The sequence below is a fragment of the Peribacillus simplex genome (genome assembly GCF_900156045.1).
GTDB classification, from domain to species: Bacteria; Bacillota; Bacilli; order Bacillales; family DSM-1321; genus Peribacillus; species Peribacillus simplex_D.
This window is the reverse complement of the sequence record NZ_FTMX01000004.1, coordinates 547,625-568,747: the sequence shown is the minus strand read 5'-3', so window position 1 is coordinate 568,747 and position 21,123 is coordinate 547,625. Positions and strand designations below refer to the sequence as shown.

At 40.4% G+C, this 21,123-nt stretch carries 16 protein-coding genes; all 16 read right to left on the bottom strand.

Translation table 11 applies throughout. The annotated features are described in order from the left end of the window. Positions 1-9: 9 nt before the first annotated feature. Positions 10-570, bottom strand: coding sequence for a 4Fe-4S dicluster domain-containing protein (locus BW986_RS16925; RefSeq protein WP_076369013.1), 561 nt, complete (start codon positions 568-570; stop codon positions 10-12). After that, the gene (locus BW986_RS16920) at positions 571-2,739 is read right to left on the bottom strand and encodes a molybdopterin oxidoreductase family protein (protein ID WP_076369012.1); all 2,169 of its coding nucleotides are present in this window, start codon (positions 2,737-2,739) and stop codon (positions 571-573) included. Then, positions 2,726-3,808: a hypothetical protein gene (locus tag BW986_RS16915; protein ID WP_076369011.1), complete on the bottom strand. Its 1,083-nt coding sequence runs from the start codon at positions 3,806-3,808 to the stop codon at positions 2,726-2,728. The genes BW986_RS16920 and BW986_RS16915 overlap by 14 nt, the downstream gene beginning before the upstream one ends. Positions 3,809-4,070: 262 nt before the next feature. Continuing rightward, positions 4,071-5,066 (bottom strand): 5-oxoprolinase subunit C family protein, encoded by a 996-nt coding sequence (locus BW986_RS16910; protein WP_076369010.1) that lies wholly within the window; start codon positions 5,064-5,066, stop codon positions 4,071-4,073. Continuing rightward, entirely contained in the window at positions 5,063-5,821 is a 759-nt protein-coding gene (gene pxpB / locus BW986_RS16905) for a 5-oxoprolinase subunit PxpB (RefSeq protein ID WP_076369009.1), read from the bottom strand. Before pxpB ends, BW986_RS16910 begins: the two co-directional genes overlap by 4 nt. A gap of 27 nt (positions 5,822-5,848) precedes the next feature. Beyond that, on the bottom strand, positions 5,849-6,640 hold the full coding sequence (locus BW986_RS16900) for a putative hydro-lyase (RefSeq protein WP_076369008.1): 792 nt from the start codon (positions 6,638-6,640) through the stop codon (positions 5,849-5,851). A gap of 79 nt (positions 6,641-6,719) precedes the next feature. After that, positions 6,720-7,859, bottom strand: a complete 1,140-nt coding sequence (locus BW986_RS16895) for an NRAMP family divalent metal transporter (RefSeq protein WP_142244666.1) — start codon at positions 7,857-7,859, stop codon at positions 6,720-6,722. A gap of 119 nt (positions 7,860-7,978) precedes the next feature. Further along, a complete protein-coding gene (gene pxpA / locus BW986_RS16890) occupies positions 7,979-8,740 on the bottom strand; it encodes a 5-oxoprolinase subunit PxpA (RefSeq protein WP_076369006.1) in 762 nt (253 codons plus the stop codon). A 461-nt stretch (positions 8,741-9,201) separates the two neighbouring features. Next, complete coding sequence (solA, locus tag BW986_RS16885; protein WP_076369005.1) at positions 9,202-10,329, bottom strand: N-methyl-L-tryptophan oxidase; 1,128 nt, start codon at positions 10,327-10,329, stop codon at positions 9,202-9,204. A gap of 95 nt (positions 10,330-10,424) precedes the next feature. Then, complete coding sequence (gene hutH / locus BW986_RS16880; RefSeq protein WP_076369004.1) at positions 10,425-11,984, bottom strand: histidine ammonia-lyase; 1,560 nt, start codon at positions 11,982-11,984, stop codon at positions 10,425-10,427. A 78-nt stretch (positions 11,985-12,062) separates the two neighbouring features. Next, positions 12,063-13,448: an MFS transporter gene (locus BW986_RS16875; protein ID WP_076369074.1), complete on the bottom strand. Its 1,386-nt coding sequence runs from the start codon at positions 13,446-13,448 to the stop codon at positions 12,063-12,065. 312 nt (positions 13,449-13,760) lie between these two features. Next, positions 13,761-13,913, bottom strand: a complete 153-nt coding sequence (locus tag BW986_RS30285) for a hypothetical protein (protein WP_179086097.1) — start codon at positions 13,911-13,913, stop codon at positions 13,761-13,763. A 313-nt stretch (positions 13,914-14,226) separates the two neighbouring features. Beyond that, complete coding sequence (locus tag BW986_RS16870; RefSeq protein WP_076369003.1) at positions 14,227-15,549, bottom strand: MFS transporter; 1,323 nt, start codon at positions 15,547-15,549, stop codon at positions 14,227-14,229. Between the two features lie 483 nt (positions 15,550-16,032). Further along, entirely contained in the window at positions 16,033-17,331 is a 1,299-nt protein-coding gene (gene hutI / locus BW986_RS16865) for an imidazolonepropionase (protein ID WP_076369002.1), read from the bottom strand. Next, positions 17,331-19,004 carry a urocanate hydratase gene (gene hutU, locus BW986_RS16860; protein ID WP_076369001.1) on the bottom strand — a complete coding sequence of 558 codons (1,674 nt, stop codon included), beginning with the start codon at positions 19,002-19,004 and terminating at the stop codon, positions 17,331-17,333. Before hutU ends, hutI begins: the two co-directional genes overlap by 1 nt. A gap of 422 nt (positions 19,005-19,426) precedes the next feature. Beyond that, entirely contained in the window at positions 19,427-20,896 is a 1,470-nt protein-coding gene (locus BW986_RS16850; protein ID WP_076368999.1) for a helix-turn-helix transcriptional regulator, read from the bottom strand. Positions 20,897-21,123: the final 227 nt, after the last annotated feature.

Below are 21,123 nucleotides of genomic sequence, written 5' to 3'. Positions count from 1 at the left end.
TAATCCCTCCTAATATAGCTTGGTTATCCCCTGTAAAATTCCTGGGAGATTAACCTTAACGTTCGTTTCACTTTCAAGATAAGGAAGGCTAGTCACCCATTTTCCATTATCTAGATTAAATTGTTTTCTTTTATTTTCAATTTCTTCATCTGTCAACCATTGAAGTGTGTTGGATGGGCAAACACTTGCACACATTGGCGGGATACTGTCTTTTGTCCGGTCGATACATAAATCGCATTTGTACATTAAGTTTTGTTCAGTGTCAAATTTCGGTATTCCATACGGGCAAGCAATCGTACAATTTTGGCAGCCGATACATTTTTCAACGAGTGCTGATAATACGGCCCCTGTCTCATGGATTTGGATTGCCTGGGCCGGACAACTCCTTGCACAGGCTGGATTTATGCAATGAAGGCACATAAGAGGCATCGTTTGCCGATTGACCAGAGGGTTTACATCATATACATAGTTTCTGTTCCGCTCTTCATGCCCTCCGCATTGTGTACAAGCCGCTAGACATGACCTGCATCCTATGCAGTTTTCAAGTTCTAAGTAGAGCCTCTTTTTCATTTATTGCACCTTCTTTATTTCGACTTTTTCCATTTGGGCTGCACAGACCTTAAATTCCGGCATACGGGACATTGGATCAAGTGCTGCAATGGTTAATAGATTGATAGATTGCTCGTGCCCAAAGTGGTATGGAACAAATACAGTGTCTTCACGAATTGCTTCTGTAATTTTCACTTTATAGATTGCCTCACCTCTTCGGGTATACAGGCGGACCTTATCCTCATGGTCCATATTGTATTTTTTTGCTGTATCCGGATGTACTTCCACGTAAGGTTCCGGACACATATCACGAAGAAACTGAATTCTTCTCGTCTGGTTCCCTGATAAATAGTGGTAAACGACACGTCCAGTTGTTAAACGAAGCGGATATTTTTCATCTGGCTCCTCAGCAGGGGGACGGTAAGGAAGTGCACAAATTTTCGCTTTACCGTCTGCGTGATAGAATTTTTTATCCAAGAACATATGCGGCGTTCCCTTGTCATTTTCATCCTTACAAGGCCAAAATACCCCGTCCTGTTTGTCAATCTTATCCCATGTGGCGCCGTAATAATCGGCATTTCCGCCTTTACTGGCCAGTCTGAATTCATCTGCCACATCTTTTGCAGTTTTCAAATGGGAAAAATATCTTCCTTTCCCAAGGCGTTCCGCAAGTTCTACTTGCATTTGCCAATCGGGCTTAGATTCTCCGATTGGTTCTTGTGCTTTATTTATTTTAATAATGCGTCCTTCAAGATTTGTAACTGTTCCTTCATCTTCCGACCACGTTACGGACGGCAGGATCACATCTGCAAACTCTGCTGATTCAGAAAGATAGAAATCAGAACACAGCATAAAATCCAGGTTTTTCATCGCGCTTCTGACAAAATTCAAATTAGGGGCAGATACTGCAGGGTTAGAACATAGCAGATACAATCCGCGAATCGTTTTTTGCTCCATCAGTTCAAACATTTCATATGCCGAAACACCAGGCTTAGGCATTTCCTCCGGAGTGATATTCCATACGCTACAAACTTCTTTTACATGTTCAGGATTCGTGATTTTCCGGTATCCTGGCAATAAATCCGCTTTCTGACCATGCTCGCGTCCACCCTGTCCGTTTCCTTGACCAGTGAATGTTGCTACACCAGACTTCGGACGGCCAATCTTACCTGTTACAAGCGCCATGTTTGTATATCCCGAAACATTGTCAACGCCCTTATGCTGCTGTTCAATTCCACGGGCAAACATGACAACTGCATTCGGTGATCTTCCGTAAATCTCTGCTGCGCGAATGATCTTTTCCGGTGCAACACCTGTAAGCTCACTCGTATATTCCGGCGTAAATTCCTTTACAAGCTCTTTTGTTTCTTCAAATCCATTTGTATGATTATTAATAAATTCTTCATCAGCATAACCATTTTGAATTAATTCATTTAAGATTCCATTAGCAAGGGCAAGGTCCGTTCCTGGTTTCAAGTCAAGATGAACATCCGCCCTTCTAGCAACAGGCGTTTCGCGGGGATCCGCCACGATAATGTAACCGCCTCTTTCTTGAACGTTCCAGACTCTGAACATAGAAGTTGGATGGCATTCTGCCGTGTTGCTTCCTGCAAGAAATAAGCAATCAGTTTCATGAATATCTGTCCAGGGTAATGTTGAACCTCTATCTACGCCGAAAGAACGAAGGAATCCCCCGGCCGCACTAGACATGCAGAATCGGCCATTATAGTCAATGTAGCGTGTGCCAAGAGCCACACGTGCAAATTTCCCTGTTAAATAACATTTTTCATTTGTCATTGATACGCCGCTGAAAACGGATAATGAATCTTTTCCATATTTTTTTTGAAGTTCACTGAATTTTTTCGCGATTAAATCATATGCTTCATCCCAGCTTGCTTCTCGGAAGCCTTCCTTTGTTCCCTTTAATGATGCATCATCACGAATAAGCGGTGTTAAAATGCGATCATCATGGTTCGTCTGCTGGTAAGCTGTAACCCCTTTTGGACACATTTTCCCAACAGTTACGGGCCAGTCATAACGTGGTTCAACCCCAATGATTTTATTTGTCGCTCTATTTACCCTTAAATTCATCCCGCACTGCATTCCACAATATGCACAATGCGTTTTAACCAATGTTTCATTAGGGTGTAACACATTCTCTACATCTTTGAAAAACTTATCCCTTTGCATTCTGGTTAGCCTCCTTAACTTTTACCTCGTGGATAGGAAAACCGGAAAATTGGGCTATCCGGTATTTTCTTCGGCAAGGTAGGCACATTTCGGCGAGATGGTGTCCATCCTTCGTTTGAAATTCTATATCATTCTTACCGAGAACCTCTATGACATCTTTTGATTGTTCTTTTGAAACAAACTCATTACCGCAAACTTTGCATTCTTTCATCGATTGTTCCGCATAATGCTCCCTGTAGTTTCTAGCAAATACACTCAGTGGGCGGAAAGGTATGTGAGCAAGTTTTCCGAACGGAAGATAAATCAATGTTATGATGACGGACCACTGGTGAATCAGCGACATGGCTGGCTGTCCTGCACCGTGCAAAAAGATATTCATGAACGTTAATGCCAATCCTGTAACGCTGACCAATAACAGCATGAACAATGGAAGAAAGTCATACATGAATTTTTGTTCTGCTCTTGCCTGCATATTTTTCAAGCGACGGTATAGAGCCATGCATACTCCGGCAATGACCATTAGAGCGGTAATGTTCAGGGCGTTATATGATAAGTACGCAATGATCCCATTAGCTGGTACTGTTATTACCCGCATCCCCATTGCGATGATGTTGTAGTAGCCATTGTCGTCCATGGTGAAGTACATCCATCCAAATACTAGAGGGAATGTCACGAAGCAGGAAAGAATACATCCCCATCCGATTAGTACGTGCTGAGTCCATCGGTAAATTCCCCTATTCCAGATGAAATTGTATGTAGCTAAATGTTCAACTGATGTTTTAGGCGTTGATTTTCTAAATAGAAGTTTGATGCCTTTTTTTATAAAAATCTTTGTTGGCGGCCTTTCTCCCCATGCGATAAACCTGTAAAAGAACCCCCCAATAAAAATAATCGTCCCCACCATATAGCCATAAAGGTTTAAATCTACGTGTGTAAACATTCTCGTACCAATAAACGATAAGAATACAAGTCCGCAAACTGCTAGAAACATAGACTTAGCAAAATGTGATGCAAAAGCATTATCAATCGATTTTCCTGTTTTTTGATTTGCTGCGACTTTTGCCTGCATTACTATTCCTCCTCATTACAAACAATTACCATACCCTTATTGTAAGAACTGCCCCGATTTTTCCATATCGGGGAACTTCCCTATCCTTTTGGAAAAATCCCCTTAACTTTTGCAAATAAAAAAACCGTACTGATGTCAGAACGGTCAACACTTTAAATTGGTAAAGGGCTAAGAACGGAAACGTCTTATCATTTACTTTGTACAAGGAATCAAAAAAAGAAAGTACTCTTAAAGAGTACTTTCTCATCGTTTGCAAGCGGAATTATGTATCCAGCCATTTGTTCAGGGCTAAGGATATCGAAACCTTCAATTCCTTCAATTGTAGTTCTTTTTGAAGCAAAAGCTTTTCAGCCTCCTTCAGGTTCACCCGTGAGAACTGAATGGATTCCCCTGGTTTAACCTGCGCGATACTTGGTAAATCTGCCGTGATCACCTGTGCTATCTTAGGATATCCGCCAGTCGTTTGGCTATCCGCAAGGAGAATGATCGGGTTTCCATCAGGAGGAACCTGAACGGACCCATTTGTGACCGCTTCAGATAATAACTCCCCATTATCCTTTAATTCCAGTGTCGGTCCTGATAATCTATATCCCATGCGGTCGGATTGATTGGAAACTTTAAATGCCCCTGCTACAAAACTATCTTTACTTGAATCTGTGAAACTTTCATATTGGCTTCCATCGATGAAACGAATAACCGGCATACGACTTGGCATAAACTCCTTTTCATTGACAAACCACCTTGGAGCGATAAACGCTTCTTTAAACTCCCGTTTATCTAGAATCGTAGAAGTTTCATTAAAATCCACAACATCATCTACTTTTAATGCTCTTCCCTTATAGCCCCCAATTTCCCCTCTTAGATATGTACTTTTACTATTCATAACTGTAGAAATAACGTATCCTCCCGCTACAGACAGATAAGTCCTACAACCTGTTTTACATCCCGCGAATCGAAGAATAGAGCCTTTTTTTACATAAACAGGCTTCCACATGGGAACAGCTTGACTGTCAATAGTAGGTGATAAATTCCCACCTGTTATCGCGATCAAGCAATTTTTTTCTATTTTAAGAGTCGGACCCATTAACGTAATTTCTATGGCCGCTTCACCTTCTTCATTGCCAACTAACATATTGGCAATTCGTAGGGAATATGCATCCATTGCGCCGCTTACAATCACTCCATGTTGCTGAAACCCTTTTCTTCCAAGATCCTGAATACTAGTTAATAATCCCGGTTTGATTACACGCAGGCTCACTGTAACCCCTCCTTAAGAATAATTTCAATATACTCTTGATTAGAAATTGGATGGAATTTCACAATGTCTCCTGCTTGTAATAGGCTTGGAGGATTTACATCTGGTAAGAATAGTTTGGTTGGCGTTTGTCCAATTAATTGCCACCCTCCAGGCGTAGATATTGGATATACACCCGTTTGCATACCTGCAATTCCAACTGCTCCTGTTGGTATGGTCATTCTAGGAGAAGATCGTCTAGGTGTTGCAATTTTTTCTGATAGTCCACCGAGAAACGGAAAACCTGGAGCAAATCCAATCATATAGGCTAAGTACTCACCATTTGAATGAATTTGGATGACTTCATCAGTAGTTAAATTATTATAACGAGCTACATATTCTAAATCCAGGCCATATTCCCCCCCATAACATACAGGAATAGAAACAGTTCGATGTGTCAGCTTTTTATCTTCTTTTAACCACTGTAGTTTCCTTTCCATGATAGAACGAACCACTTCATAAGGAGAAATAAATTCATCATTATTGTTTTGTTTTTGTTTCTTATAGATAACTAGAGGATCATAAAAAACTGTTAAATTTGTAAAAGCCGGCACACATTCTATAAATCCAACAAAAGGTTCATCTTCAAGCAAATCCATAAACATTTTAATTTTTTTGTGAATGTCGTATTTAATTTCATTCCCAAATGTAATCACGATTGCGGAATCGCCTAAGGGAGACAGTTTGCATGTAGTTTTATTCAAAAGCTTTTCCGGCATAGAACTCAACTCTTTCTGTTAGTAATATTATAAAACGCCTAATTTTTCATCACGGATATCCGTTATAAACATATGTCCTGGAGCATGCGTAATCATAATCGCCGGTTTTGTTTCCATTGCGATAGATTGAGGCGTTACTCCACAAGCCCAGAAGACCGGCACTTCTCCTTCACGAATCGTTACTGCATCACCAAAATCAGGTTGCTGTATGTTAGAAACACCAATCGCCTCCGGATCTCCAATATGGATTGGACCACCATGAACAGCAGGAAAACGCGATGTAACTTGAGCCGCTCGCACCACATCTTTCTGAGGAATCGGACGCATGCTCGCTACCATTTTCCCGTGAAATATCCCTGCTTCAACACATGAAATATTCGTTTTATACATCGGTACATTACAGTTCTCTTCAATATGACGAATGGAAATATCGTTGTTTAAAAGGGCATGTTCAAATGTAAAGCTGCAACCGATTAAAAACCCAACCATATCATCTTCCCAATAATCTGAAATATCCGTTACTTCTTCCATTAATTCACCGTATTTATATATCCGGTATTTTGGAATATCTGTACGTATATCACCAGACTGAGCAGCAAATTTAGGAATAGGAGAACCAATTTCTGTTACGTCTAGAAGTGGACAAGACTTAGGATTACGTTGACAAAACAATAAAAAATCAAAAGCATGCTCTTTTTTTAAGATGGCCAAGTTTGCTTGTGCATATCCGTTTGCCATTCCAGCAGTTGGCTTAATCAATTCATTATTGCGGATCATTGCGCGCAATTCAGCCGGGGTAGCTTGAGAAAGATCGATCATTAATATTCATCTCCTATTAAGAACTGGGAGTCAGTGACAAACTAGCACGCCACTTCCACCCCGTTTTATTGATGTATCATTAAAAAAGAGCGGGCAGTTGTTTCATTAATGTATATACGCCCATTAACGCCATGATGACTACCACGAACACACCGGAAATCGTTAACCATAAAGGATGCTTATAATCACCCACGATGTTTTTCTTATATGCGGCAATTAGCAATGTCCCAAGGGCAATTGGTAAAATGAGTCCATTAATTGCCCCTACTACAAGTAGTACTTTAACCGGTTGACCAATTAATAGAAAGCAAATGGTCGATACGACTATAAAGCCAATGATAATCCAGTTAGCCTTTTTATTTATTTTTTCGCTGAATGTTCTGATAAACGAAACAGAAGTATATGCAGCACCAACTACTGATGTGATTGCTGCAGCCCACATAACAATACCAAACATTTTATAACCTACATTTCCAGCAGCAAGTTGAAAAACGGATGCCGCAGGGTTTTCTGAATCAATTTGCAATCCTTTAGATACAACACCTAGAACTGCTAAAAATAATGCAACTCGCATAACTGTGGTTATTAAAATACCCATTACTGAACTCTTTGTTACTTGTGGCAGTGCTCCGACACCTTTCACTCCTGCATCCAATAGACGATGACCACCAGCAAATGTAATATAGCCACCCACAGATCCACCAACTAATGTAACGATTGCGATAATATCGATTTTATCAGGTGCAAAAGTCCTCACTACCGCTTCCCCGACTGGAGGAGAGGTTGTCCAAGCAACATAAATCATCAAACAAATCATGAAAAATCCGGCAATTTGCGTAAAACGGTCCATGGCTTTTCCCGCTTCTTTCACTACAAAAATCAATACAGCGATGACTGCGCTTATTGCTGCCCCGGCCGTTGGGGATATTCCCGTCATTGCATTTAGACCTAATCCAGCTCCTGCTATATTTCCAATATTAAATGCCAGCCCGCCCATAACGATTAGTGCGGCTAGTACATAACCCAGCCCAGGAAGAACCATGTTTGCAATCTCTTGTCCTCGTTTTTCAGATACAGCAATAATGCGCCATACATTTGTTTGTGCAAAAATATCAAGAATAACTGAAATAAGGATAACAAACCCAAAACTTGCTGCAAGACTTTGGGTATAAACAGTTGTCTGCATTAAAAAACCTGGTCCTATGGCTGATGTTGCCATCAGAAATGCTGCACCTAGCAATAAGGTCCGGTTAGTTTTTGGCTTAGAATGATTTTTTTTCGGGTCAGTTAAATTCTTGATTTGCTCCAATGGAATCTGCCTCCTAGATGTTTGTAATTTTATTTAGAAATAGACTTAACTGTAATTTCAGATATTTCTAAAGACTTTTTAACATGCCGAGCAAAGGTTAAAGCATGTGCTCCGTCCCCATGAATACAAATTGTATCTGCCTTTAAAGTCACATCAGTTCCTTGCTGTGACAAAACCTTTCCTTCTTTAACCATTCGAATTACTTGTGCAACAGCATCATCATCATTTTCTATCATTGCATGCGCTTTCATTCGAGAAGTCAATGAACCATCTTGTTGATATGTCCGATCTGCAAACACTTCACTAGCCGTTTGTAATCCAATGGTCTGTCCAGCAAGTATTAATTCACTGCCCGACAAGCCAAATAGAATGAGCTCAGGATTAATTTTGTACACAGCTTCAGCTATGGCAAGAGACAACTCTTTATTCTTTGCCGCCATATTGTACAAAGCACCATGTGGTTTAACATGTTGCATATTCCCGCCTTCAGATTGCAAAAAGCCATTTAATGCACCAATTTGATAGACAACAATATCATAAGCTTCCTGTGGTGAAATATTCATATTGCGTCTTCCAAAACCTATTAAATCCTGGAAACCTGGGTGGGCTCCGATTTTTACTTCTTTCTCTAAAGCAAGCTGAACCGTTTTTCTCATAACGGTCGGATCACCAGCATGAAATCCACAAGCAACATTGACAGATGTTACATAATCCAAAATCTCTGCATCATTTCCAATTCGATATGTGCCAAAGCTCTCTCCTAAATCACAATTCAAATCAACTGTATTCATTGTACACTCCTCCTATTTACAGAAATTTCGAACAATAAAACCTAAAAATATGTAGATAAAAATATTTCACTTTCATTAAATTTCATTAAATCCGAAATTCGGAATTAAGGTTTCATATTTCGGAATATTCTTATTCTAGCATGTTTTTTTTATTTCGACAATACAATTGTTAGCTAACCTAACATATGTTTTTGTATTTTTTCATTAATCTCGAATATCATTTATGTTTTTTTCTACTATTTTCTTTGATTAAACAGAAGATTATGTACATAGATGTAATATCAATAAACCGGCAAAAACATATACTAAACCTTTTTTTTTGCTGATTAAAAAAAGTCGTTGATTCCTATGATAAGGAATCAACGACTTTGATTTTCATTCTATATGCAGGTTCAAGTTAAACTTGTGATTTTGTATTTTCATCTCGATGGCGAAATATTTTTTTCAAGTCTTCTCATTTTTTAATTAAATCGATTAATAGAAAACAATGAAATATCTTCCTGGCTAGTACCGGAGATAATCAAGTCACTCAAAATTTCACCCATGACACTGCTGAATTTAAAACCGTGTCCAGAGAAACCCGCTGCTATAGCAATGTGTGGATAATTAGGATGTTTATCCACTATGAAATGCTCATCAGGGGTCATGGTGTAGATGCAAGTTTTCCCATATTTCATTTTTTGATCAGCAGGCATATATTTCCGTAAAAACTTCACCAAATCACCCTCATCATCATCCAAATCACCAAACCCTTCAATACAGCCATCAGGATTTATATGGTTTCCTCCATCATGTCTCCCTATTTTCAATCCGGAACCATTTATACTAGGAAAGCCATAATATGTACCAACTGATGTATCAAAAGAAAAAGCCGGAAAATCATTATGATTATATAATTTTTCATTTGCATGAAACCAAGCAAATGTTTTTCTAATGGGTTCTAGCGGCAGATTTAAATCTAACATCGCCAGTATTTTCGGGGCCCATGCCCCAACTGCAACCACTAAAGATTCTGAGTGGAATGTCTGTTCATCCGTTTTAACCGTGACCCCATCACCATGAACTACTATGTTCCTTACTTCACTGTTTACAATGATGTCGGCACCATTAGAATTCGCGAGTTGTTGATACGCTCTTATGCACTCTTCACTTTTCAACACGCCCGAAGTCGATTCATAGCACCCAATGTAATCTTCTGGCAGTGTTATACCAGGCCATCTATCATGAATTTCATGTGAATCCAAGATTTCCATAGGTAAACCATATTCCTTTGCCCCCGCTTTCACTTGGTTAATGAAAGTGGAATTTTCGCTTCCAGCATTCAGGACCCCCGTTGGAAGAAATAATTGTTCCCCCGAATTTCTTTCCAATTCACCCCATAGCTTTTGGGCTTTAAGTGCCAACGAAACATACTCCCTTCCTTCACCATAAGCATGTCTTATAATTCTTGTTTCCCCGTGATGGCTGCCCTTATTATGAGGAGGAGCAAAGGAATCCAATAATAATACTTTTTGTCCTTTTTTTGAAAGGTAATAACCTGAAGACATTCCCATAGATCCAGCTCCAATTACAATTACATCATAGTGCATCTTACATCCCTCCTCTTTTAAATATGAACCTTCATTTTAAAAAAAGGAAGCCACTTTACCTTATAAAATAAAGTAAAACAGCTTCCACATGGTTTTTAGAACTCTATTTCCCCGATTTTCATTTCAACGAGCTTCACTATTTCTCCTTCATGAATTTGCCGATAAACCGCTTCAATGTCAGGATGGAAAAAGCGATCTTCTTCAACCATCGGGACTTCGCTCCGAACTAACTGATATACCCCCTCCGTGACCGGTGACGGTTTCAATGGCAGATGAAAATCCATTGCTTGCGTTGCCGTCATCAGTTCAATGGCTAAAATATATTCAAGTTTCTTCGAAATCCGATACGCTTTCTTCGAAGCGAAATAGGCAAAACTTATCACGTCTTCTTGATTTGCGCATGTAGGGATATTATCTATAGTGGCTGGATGCGAGAGCACCCTGATTTCGTTTAGTAGCCCGGCAGCTGTATATTGTGGAATCATGTAGCCACTATTTAACCCTGGGTTAACCACTAAGAAATTAGGTAATTCACTAAGGTGATGGTTTACAAGCCGATCTATTCTGCGTTCTGTTATTTTTGCTAAGTTTGCTAGCGCTATGGACATCGCATCCGCGTATATCCCAACAAATGAACCATCAAAATTTCCAGCCATTAGTGCCATTCCATCTTCCTCTTCCGGAAAAATCAGAGGATTGTCACTTACGGAATTCATTTCATTCTCAATCGAAACTGCAGCGTCTTTCAATACTCTTTTTATCGCTCCATGGACTTGTGGAATGCATCGTAAACTAAGTGCATCTTGTAATCTATGATCCTTGTATGTATCAATGATCTGGCTACCTTCAAGAATCCTTGTTACATTTCTGGCTGTCTTTGCCTGTTCCTCATGTTTTTTCAATGCATGGGGACGGGGATCAAATGCTTTTATTGTCCCTTTTAGCACTTCTAAGGAAATAGCTCCCGTAATGTCCGCGGTTTTCGCTGCTTGCATGCTATTGTATAAAGCCAGAACGGCCATCGCAGTGACGGAAGGAGTTCCGCTTATAAGAGCCAGTCCTTCTTTACACCCAAGCGTAACTGGCCTCAATCCAGATTGCGCTAACGCATCCTTTCCCGGGAGAAGCTCATCGTTGTACCACGCCCGCCCCTCCCCGATCACCAATAAGGACATGTGCGCTTCAGGAGACAGATACCCCACAGACCCCTCACCTGGAACATAGGGAAGTATATCGTGATTTAACAGTGAAGCGATCAGCTTTAAAACTTGTAAACGGACTCCTGAATAACCCTGGCCCAAATTCACAAGGATCATCAATTGAATGGCTCTTACGACTTCTTTTTCAAGGGTTTCCCCTACTGAAACAGCATGTGAACGAACAATATTCCGTTGAAGGGTTTCTGCGTCCTGTGGAGAAATCACTTCTGTCATATTACTGCCAAAACCAGTTGTTACACCGTAAATCAATCTATTATCATCTAAAAACTTTTCTATTAAGTTTCGCGATTTATTTACCCTTTCACAATATGTCTCAGTGAAAGTAACTTTTGCACCATATCTTGCAACCGCAATTACCTCTTGGATCGAGATGGCACCATCCCCTAGTGCCACCTCTTTAATATCCATAGGATGTGAACAAACTGTAGTTGTCATCCTTACACATCTCCTCTCATATAACTCATCAAGAAGGAGAAAAAAGTTTTGGTCCTTCTCATTTATTTGCTTTTAATCTTATGTTATTTTTTCATTTTTTGTAAAGGGAATATCGGTTTCCTTCGGAAGGTGCCCCGCTTCAAGTAAAGGATTACTGGCATCATTAAGTGAAAGCGATTTTGTCTCAGGTGCCCAAGCGATCGATACGATCAATCCGACCAGCAGAATGGCTGCCATTCCTGCCATTGAGGCACCTAATCCAAATGAACTTAAAGAAACAGGCAGCAGAAATGTTCCAATCGCAGAACCAATTCGACTAATTGCCGTAACCATACCTATTCCCGATCCACGAATCTCAGTTGGAAAAAGCTCGGCTGGGTATACTAATGTAAGGTTCGATGCTGCTGACATGAAAAAAGTAAAGATCAAAAAGGCAATCAACATTAAGAATTGAGAACTATTGTGTAAGAAGCTGAGTGAAAACAATGAAACTGTAAGGATTGTAAATGCCCCGATGGTAAATCCTCTACGAGAAAATTTTGCAAGCAACCAAAGACCAACAATTGCCCCAACAAGCAAGAATAGATTCAGCATCGTATCGGCAAAAAAGTTTTGTTCAAAACCCATTGTACTTAGTATGGACGGCAGGAAAGTGTAAATAGCAAAGTACGGAATAACAAGAGTTAATTTGAATATTCCACCAAAAGCCATGCGCTTACGAAGCTTTTTACTGAAAAGTCCACGAAATCCTAATGTCTTTTGGTTTTCAGTGCCAGTCGTCATTTCTCCCATTTCAACGTTCGGTCCAAGGTGTTTTTTTACAATCTGGCGAGCTTCTTCGACACGTCCCATGCTGACAAGCCATCTTGGTGATTCGGGCGTTCCTATTCTTAAGATTAAAACCACTATAGCTGGAATGGCAGCACTGACAAGCATCCAACGCCATGAGTCTGAACCACCCTGTCCCAGGTAATGACCAACAAAGTTTGATGCTACATATCCAAGCGTCCATACTACGTTTATGGACGCGAGGAGCGAGGAGCGATACTTTTTTGGTGAAAACTCGGCGAGTAAAGTTGTACCGACAGCGTAATCTCCTCCAAGTCCAAAACCGATTAGCAACCGTAAAATAAAAAGCTGTTCTGGACTGCTGACAAAAAATTGTAAAATAGTAGCTACCGTAATAAGTAAAAAGTTTACGAGAAAGATTTTCTGTCTGCCTACACGATCGGAAAGTCTTCCAAGTATTAAAGATCCTGCAAAGAGACCGATTAAAGCAGAACTGCCGATCAGTCCTGTCCACATCGCATTCATATTCATTTGAGGCCCGAATACTGTAAGGGCCATCGCGATGATCCCAAGTGAATAGCCATCACAGAAGCTTGAACCGAATGTAAGGCCTGCAATTCGAAAATGAAACTTGTTAAATGGGGCATCGTCTATAGTGTATTTTTGTTCGTTCAAAGAATTCCCTCCATTTTTTGATTTATCAGATTTATGGATCGAAAAAAATTTTGCTGCCATACTCCGGTATTGAACCTGAAATTAAATGAATGGATTTCAGTACACACTAAATAATGACATTTTACTGACCTTCCCAACAAGGAATGTACACCTGCATGCATGTTAGACATCTAGTACTTACAGGTAGTTTTCATTTTATGGTTAAGACTAGAACTAAAATTCAGCAAAGAATATTATGAAATAGTAATCTTTTTATGATTTATTTCAACCATTATACTATTTAATTTCTATTTCATTATGGAACATATAGTTTTAGGATTCGATCAATTGTTTATCATTGAAATAAATGACTTCACTAAGGATTTTACAGCCTTCTATTCCCTCAAATTTTTCCCTAGCTTCCTTTTCTGTGGTAAACTCAAACATTTTTATGCCATTTTTCGAATGGATAGTGATTACCCACATAAAATTCCCTCCACATGGAAGATTAATTTCCCGATTTCCTGAAACGCGCTTTCATTTAATTTCACTGTAAAGCAGTAAAGCATTGAACGCTGCCAATGGGTAGGATGATAAAACACCATCCTACTATTCAACACCATTACATGTGGATAAATACTTCTAAAAGCCCAATTCATCTGCTGAAATGGAAAATCAAGCCCTTATCTATTTTAGTGATTCTTAAAAGCCATTCAGGCATCGGATGCTCCTCTTGTAAATTTCTTCTGAAAGTGAAATACATAATCCGTAATCAATATAAATCCATATATGACTTATCTTAGCTAACCATATTTTTGGTGGTTTCCGATGAGTTTCCTCGTTTGCCAGGCTTCACGAAAACCATGGCTATCATGCCAATCGTGACGGCTATTGATGCTGCAATAAACATGGCATTATATCCATATATGGCGACAAGACTTCCTGTCAAGGTAGGGGCAATAATGGTAGCCAGATTGGCAATGAAATGAGTTACCCCGCCAAATGTTCCAGCTTTATTCGGTTCTGTATCCAGAACCACGATCCAATAAATGGAATTCGGTAAATAATTAAAGGCATTTCCTATACACATTAAAGCAAGTACGGCCGCCGCACTATCGACAGTTGGAATCAACATAAAACATACAGCTGTACAAAATAAGGAGACTACTGTGAACCAAGATCTAGCAATACGTAAATTCCCTGTTTTTCTACGTAATATATCCGAGATTTTACCACCTAATAATCCAGTGATAATAGCTCCTATCCAGGGAATCATACCAATATATGAAAGAGAAGAAAGTGAATAATTAAATTCATCTTGCAGATATTTGGGTGTCCATGTAAGTAATAAAATATTTACATATAAAAAGGCAAAATATCCAATTGCATTAAATACTAACGTAGGGTTTTTAAAAAAATGGTACCATGGTACATTTATTTGCTCGTCTAATTTCGTCTCACCTTTTATTAAAATATCTGCTCTTCGAATTTCTTCTAGCTCGGTTTTCGAGACTTTTGGATGATCTTCAGGTAAGTTTGTAAATACCTTGTTCCAAATTGCTACCCAAATAAAGCCTAATATACCGAGAATAACAAATGTTACTTTCCAGTTAGTGAATGTTAGAAGACCTACTACGACGGGTGCAGTAATTAATGCCCCAATTGGCGTTCCAACTAATCCAAGCGCTACAGCAAATCCTTTTTCTTTAGGAGATACCCAGTTTGCCATCGTTTTGTTCATCGTTGATAATGTAGGTCCTTCAGCTAAACCAAATAATACACGAAACACCGCAAATCCTGCCAAGGCAGAGCCTCCAAATAATGCTGCACCTATGTGACCTGCGAATATTGTCCCAATTTCAAAAAAAGACCATGTCGTTCCGGCAATGATCCACATGAATTTAGGACCTTTCTTATCTGCTAAAGCCCCACCAAATAATGCACCGAATATATATCCATATCCAAAATAACCCAGGATCGCCCCCCAACTTTCTGGATCTAAATTGAACTCCTTGATTATTTCAGCTTGGGCATATGAAAGTGCACCTCTATCAATATAATTTATGATTGTAATAACAATGATCATAAAAATGATAAAATAACGATAGTTATTTCTCAACATGTAATCACTCCTTGATGTTTGTTAGAGAGCAGCAATACTGACTGATTTTAAAACATAAAAACAGTTATCTTAAAACCCTAAATCTAGTCTGCATTATACAGCCATGAATATACCCTGGTCTTGACTGTTTCGACCCCCATAGAGAAGCTCTGATCAAGGCAGAAAAAATCAACTTGCATGACAATCGGATACTGGCCAAATTCTAGTAAAATATTAAAAAACCCATCAGCAGGCAATCCACCATAGGTAGAAGCATGTATACCAGTGCAACTGAAATATCAGATACATTTCTTGCTTTGGCAACTCGGAATACTGTTAGATTATGCTGTACGTATCAAAGCCTTTTTACATCCGCCAAAATTCCAGCGGATATAAAGAGGCTCCTGATACATAGATTGAAGTTCATTAAATGGGCGTTTCATGAGAGATCCGGTCAACCTAATGATGGGTCGATGGGTATAGCCTCTCTTCTTTTAGTGAATTTTATAGACCAGTCAGGCTTTTGGAATCAGTCTTCACTTTATCATTCACTACTTGCACACCATTTTTCCAAACAGACTTAACGTGATTGACTCCAAATAGATATTGCAACTCCTGATAGTTTTCAACATTCCATAAAACGACATCCGCTTGTTTTCCGACTTCAAGCGATCCGACCCTTTCTTGCCTGTTGATTGCACAAGCAGCATTGTATGTCGCTGCCGTCAGAGCTTCTGCAGGGGTAAGCCGCATCGAAATGCATGCCAGATTCATGACAAGCGGCATGGATGTCGTCGGTGAAGAACCGGGATTGCAATCGGTCGAAATGGCAACAGCCACACCTTCATCAACCATTCGTCGTCCAGGGGCCGCTTCTTCTCGTAAATACAAGGCGGTAGCTGGAAGCAAACAGGCAATGGTGCCTGATTTCGCCATAGCAGTAATCCCCTCATCGGAAGCTTTTAACAAATGCTCAGCTGAAATGGCTCCTATCTTCGCAGCTAATTCAGCTCCACCGTATGGCTCAATTTCATCAGCATGAATTTTAGGGATCAAGCCGTACTTTTTCCCCGCATTTAAAATCCGCTCTGATTGTTCAGGGGTAAAAACCCCCTTTTCACAAAAGACATCATTGAATTCTGCAAGCTTTTCTTCAGAGACGATTGGAAGCATATCATTAATCAGATGATCGACAAATTCATCCTCACGGCCTTTGTAATCCTTTGGAACCGCATGGGCACCCATAAAAGTGGGAACCAGATCAATCGGATGCTCTTCCTGTAACTTCTTCATCACCCGCAACTGTTTCAATTCGGTTTCCAAATTCATTCCATAACCGCTTTTACCTTCTACTGTAGTCACACCATGAGCGAGAAACGAATCAAGTCGTCGCATGGTTTGCTCCATCAATTCTTCTTCACTTGCTTCCCTTGTCATGCGGGTGGTAGCATGAATGCCCCCACCTGCGTTCATAATGTCCATATATGTTGCGCCTTCCAGACGCATTTCAAATTCACGTTCCCGACTCCCGCCATATACAACATGCGTATGTGGGTCAACTAGCCCAGGCGTCACCAAATGGCCAGTTGCATCAAAGACTTCAGCTTCATGCATTCTATCTGCATAGAGTTCTTCCAATACTTTGGTCGTACCGATCGCTTGGATCAAACCAGATTCCATCCATATACTTCCATCTTCAATCAACCCAAGCTCTGACATTGCCTCTTTGGAACGAGGACCTTTCCTATCAGAGGTAAGGGTTGCAAGTTGAGCGGCATGTTTTATCCAAATTGGTTTTGTCATTATTTATCAATTCCTTTATCAAGCATCGGGATATTAATACCTCTTTCACGTGCTGTTTCCTCTGCCAGTTCATATCCTGCGTCAACATGACGCACTACACCCATCCCAGGGTCAGTTGTCAACACTCGCTCAATCCTGGCTGCTGCTTCTTTTGTGCCGTCTGCCACAATTACAACGCCTGCATGCATGGAGTAACCCATTCCTACGCCGCCGCCATGATGTACGGAAACCCAAGTTGCACCGCCCACAGCATTCACCATTGCATTTAAGATCGGCCAGTCAGCCACAACATCGGAACCATCCTTCATTGCTTCCGTTTCACGATTCGGCGATGCGACAGAGCCAGAATCCAAATGGTCACGCCCAATTACAATCGGGGCCTTCAATTCACCGCTTGCAACCATATCATTGAGGATTTTTCCAAAACGGGCGCGCTCCCCATAACCAAGCCAGCATATGCGGGAAGGCAGACCTTGGAACTGAATTTTTTCTTGAGCCATTCTGATCCAGTTACATAAATGTTCATTATCAGCGAATTCGCGTAAAATGGCTTGGTCTGTTTTATAAATATCTTCTGGATCCCCAGATAAAGCCACCCAGCGGAATGGACCTTTACCTTCACAAAATTGTGGACGGATATAAGCTGGAACGAATCCCGGGAAGTCAAAAGCATTCTCTACCCCTTCATCTTTCGCAACTTGACGGATATTGTTGCCATAATCAAACGTCACGGCTCCTTTTTCCATCATTTCAAGCATCGCTCTAACATGATTGGCCATTGAAGCTTTAGAGAGTTCAATATACTTTTCTGGATCCGAATTTCGTAATTCTGCCGCTTCCACCATTGACAGGCCTGAAGGAGTATATCCATTTAGCGGATCATGGGCCGAAGTCTGATCCGTCAAGACATCAGGGATGAAGTTCCTTGCGATCATTTCCGGTAGAATATCTGAAGCATTCCCAATCAAACCAATCGATAATGCTTTCCCTGCAAGTTTAGCTTCATTGGCTAAACGAATGGCTTCATCCAATGAATCCGTTTTCACATCGGTATAACGAGTCTCAATTCTCCTGTCAATTCTCGTCTCATCTACATCGATCCCGATACAGACACCACCGTTCATCGTAACTGCCAGCGGCTGTGCCCCTCCCATTCCGCCTAAACCTGCCGTTAGTGTAATGGTGCCTTTTAACGAGTTATTGAAATGTTGTTTTGCAAGCTCCGCAAAGGTCTCGTATGTACCTTGTACGATCCCTTGAGATCCGATATATATCCAGCTGCCTGCTGTCATCTGCCCATACATCATCAATCCCTTTTTATCAAGTTCATGGAATGTTTCCCAGTTCGCGTATGCAGGCACGATATTTGAATTTGCAAGCAGGACACGTGGTGCATCCGAATGCGTTTTAAAAATGGCCACCGGTTTCCCTGATTGGACAAGTAAAGTTTCATCTTCTTCAAGCTCTTTTAGTGATTTGACGATTGCATCAAAGCATTCCCAGTTACGAGCTGCTTTCCCAATCCCTCCGTATACCACCAAATCTTCTGGACGTTCAGCAACTTCAGGATCCAAATTATTCATAAGCATTCTAAGCACTGCTTCTTGTTGCCATCCTTTAGTATGCAATTCTGTTCCAGTATAACGGATAACCTTGTTTGTAATCGTGTTCATTTTTCATTTCCCCCTTGTTTTTGTTATATATTCATTCTATAAGAAAAATTCAGAATAATTAATTATAGTTTAATGATTATTTTATAATTTATTTTATGTTTTTGTAGTTAACTTTATTTTTTTATGATTAATTTCACGAATTACATTGTTAAGAAATAAATAAAGGCTGTTTTCACATACTTGTTGCTATTTACCAAGTAAAGCGGTGTGGTTGATTTCCCCTCCAGATGCTCGCTTTCCGCGGGGCGGGCGGTGAGCCTCCTCGGCGTGAACGCCTGTGGGGTCTCACCTGTCCCGCTGCTCCCGCAGGAGTTTCGCACTTCCGCTCCAATCAACCGTAAATCGTTTCGTTTTAAAAACAACAATCTTTACGAAAAGAGCCTAAATAAAAAAGGACGATTCATTTATTGAATCGTCCTTTTTTATAATCCAGACCGATATGCTGATGGTGTACAACCTTCAAGCAGTTTGAACTTGGCATTGAAATAAGTTTGATGTGAATAACCGGCTAATTGTGAGATTTCCTCCAGTGATAAATCCGTTTCCTTTAATAAACGTTTAGCTTCCCTAATTCGAACTTGATGCAGAGTATTTCGAAAAGACTCGCCGGATTCAGCTGCAAAACGACGGCTAAGTGTGCTTTTATTGATACGCAGAGTATCTGCACAACTCGCTAGATTCCACAGGGCGTCCCAATAGTTGGACTCGATCAGCTCCCTTGCTTTTTCGCTAAGTGTGCGTGCCCCTTCCTGTAATTGTCCATGGTCTTGCAGAAGCATATGGGTGGTGAACGCATGCAGCTCCTTTACTATTTGATGGATGACAGGTTTATGTACAATTTGCTGAAATACATCATAGTATATTGCTTCTAGAGAAGCATTTTGCAGGTCGTATGATTTCATATGCCTACGAATCTGTGCGAGTACGCTTGTAAGGCGGATACGAACGATTTCCGGGTCGGGGTATGGTCGTTCAAAAGTAAGGAATTCACGCTCAATCCAGTTCCTGATGGCTTTTGCATCCCGCCTTTCGAGCATTTCTATCCAAAGTCTTTGTTCAAGGGGAGTGAGGAATGGATCCATCTCTCGAGGCGAAGTCTGTTGACTTTCGGCTAAAATGATATCGTATCCATCGAAAAAGATTTGTCTCGTAAATTCACGTGTTTGCTGATACATCCTTTTTAAAGATTCATCTGAAGTTGCCGCTTTTATTATGATGGCAAGGGGCTCATCCATTCTTTCTTTCCAGTTGGCAAGGAACGCTTGGTACTCTTCCTTATATACCTCATTTTCATTCGTTTCCTGGACACATAAAATAAAATCCGATAAAGCGAAGATTTGATTCTTCCCAGTAAAAGAATATCGTTGCAGTTCATCATAAACCAAAGGAAGGGTCTTGTTATCAGGTGTCAAAAAAGCGACCATGGTTATTCGGCTTTCATGCCTCCGGTCTGTCAAGAAAAAATCCGGATATCCAATATCCAAAGCATTCCCACCATCCATGGTGTTTGTCGAAAGAAGACCTGGACCATTTCTCAATTGAAAACGCAATTGTTGGATATGTTTTACCAAATCCGCCGAAGAAAAAGGGCGGAATAAAACATCTTCAGCACGAAAACGTAAGGCTCGATAAGCCGTTTGAAAGATTCGCTCAGATGATATGCCTAACCATCGTATTCCCTTCCGCTTTAACGAAACACCCATCGCCTCACTTTCATCCGTCCAAATATCCATATCCAAAATAACGAATTCAGGATGCTGATTGCGTATGCCCTTATCAAATTCTTCAATCGTTTTCCAAAAGATCAGTCTAACTCCCGTTAGGTGGGACTCCACTATCCAACGAATTCCTTGAGCCTCAATCTCATCTTTCGCCACCAAATGAATTTCCACATCATCACCTCATTTCTGCTGTTATTCCTGTAATGAATAAATATGAAGTCAGTACTTGTTAAGAAAAGGAATCTGTCTTTCAAAAGCACTTGTATCTCATCTCCATTCTAATCCCGCCGAAAACCACAAACAAGTCTTATTGGGCAGAACCTTCGATTTAGATTGGATTTTGACATGCTTAACCGGTATTTTCATCCCAATATGGATTTCCTATATGAAAATATAAG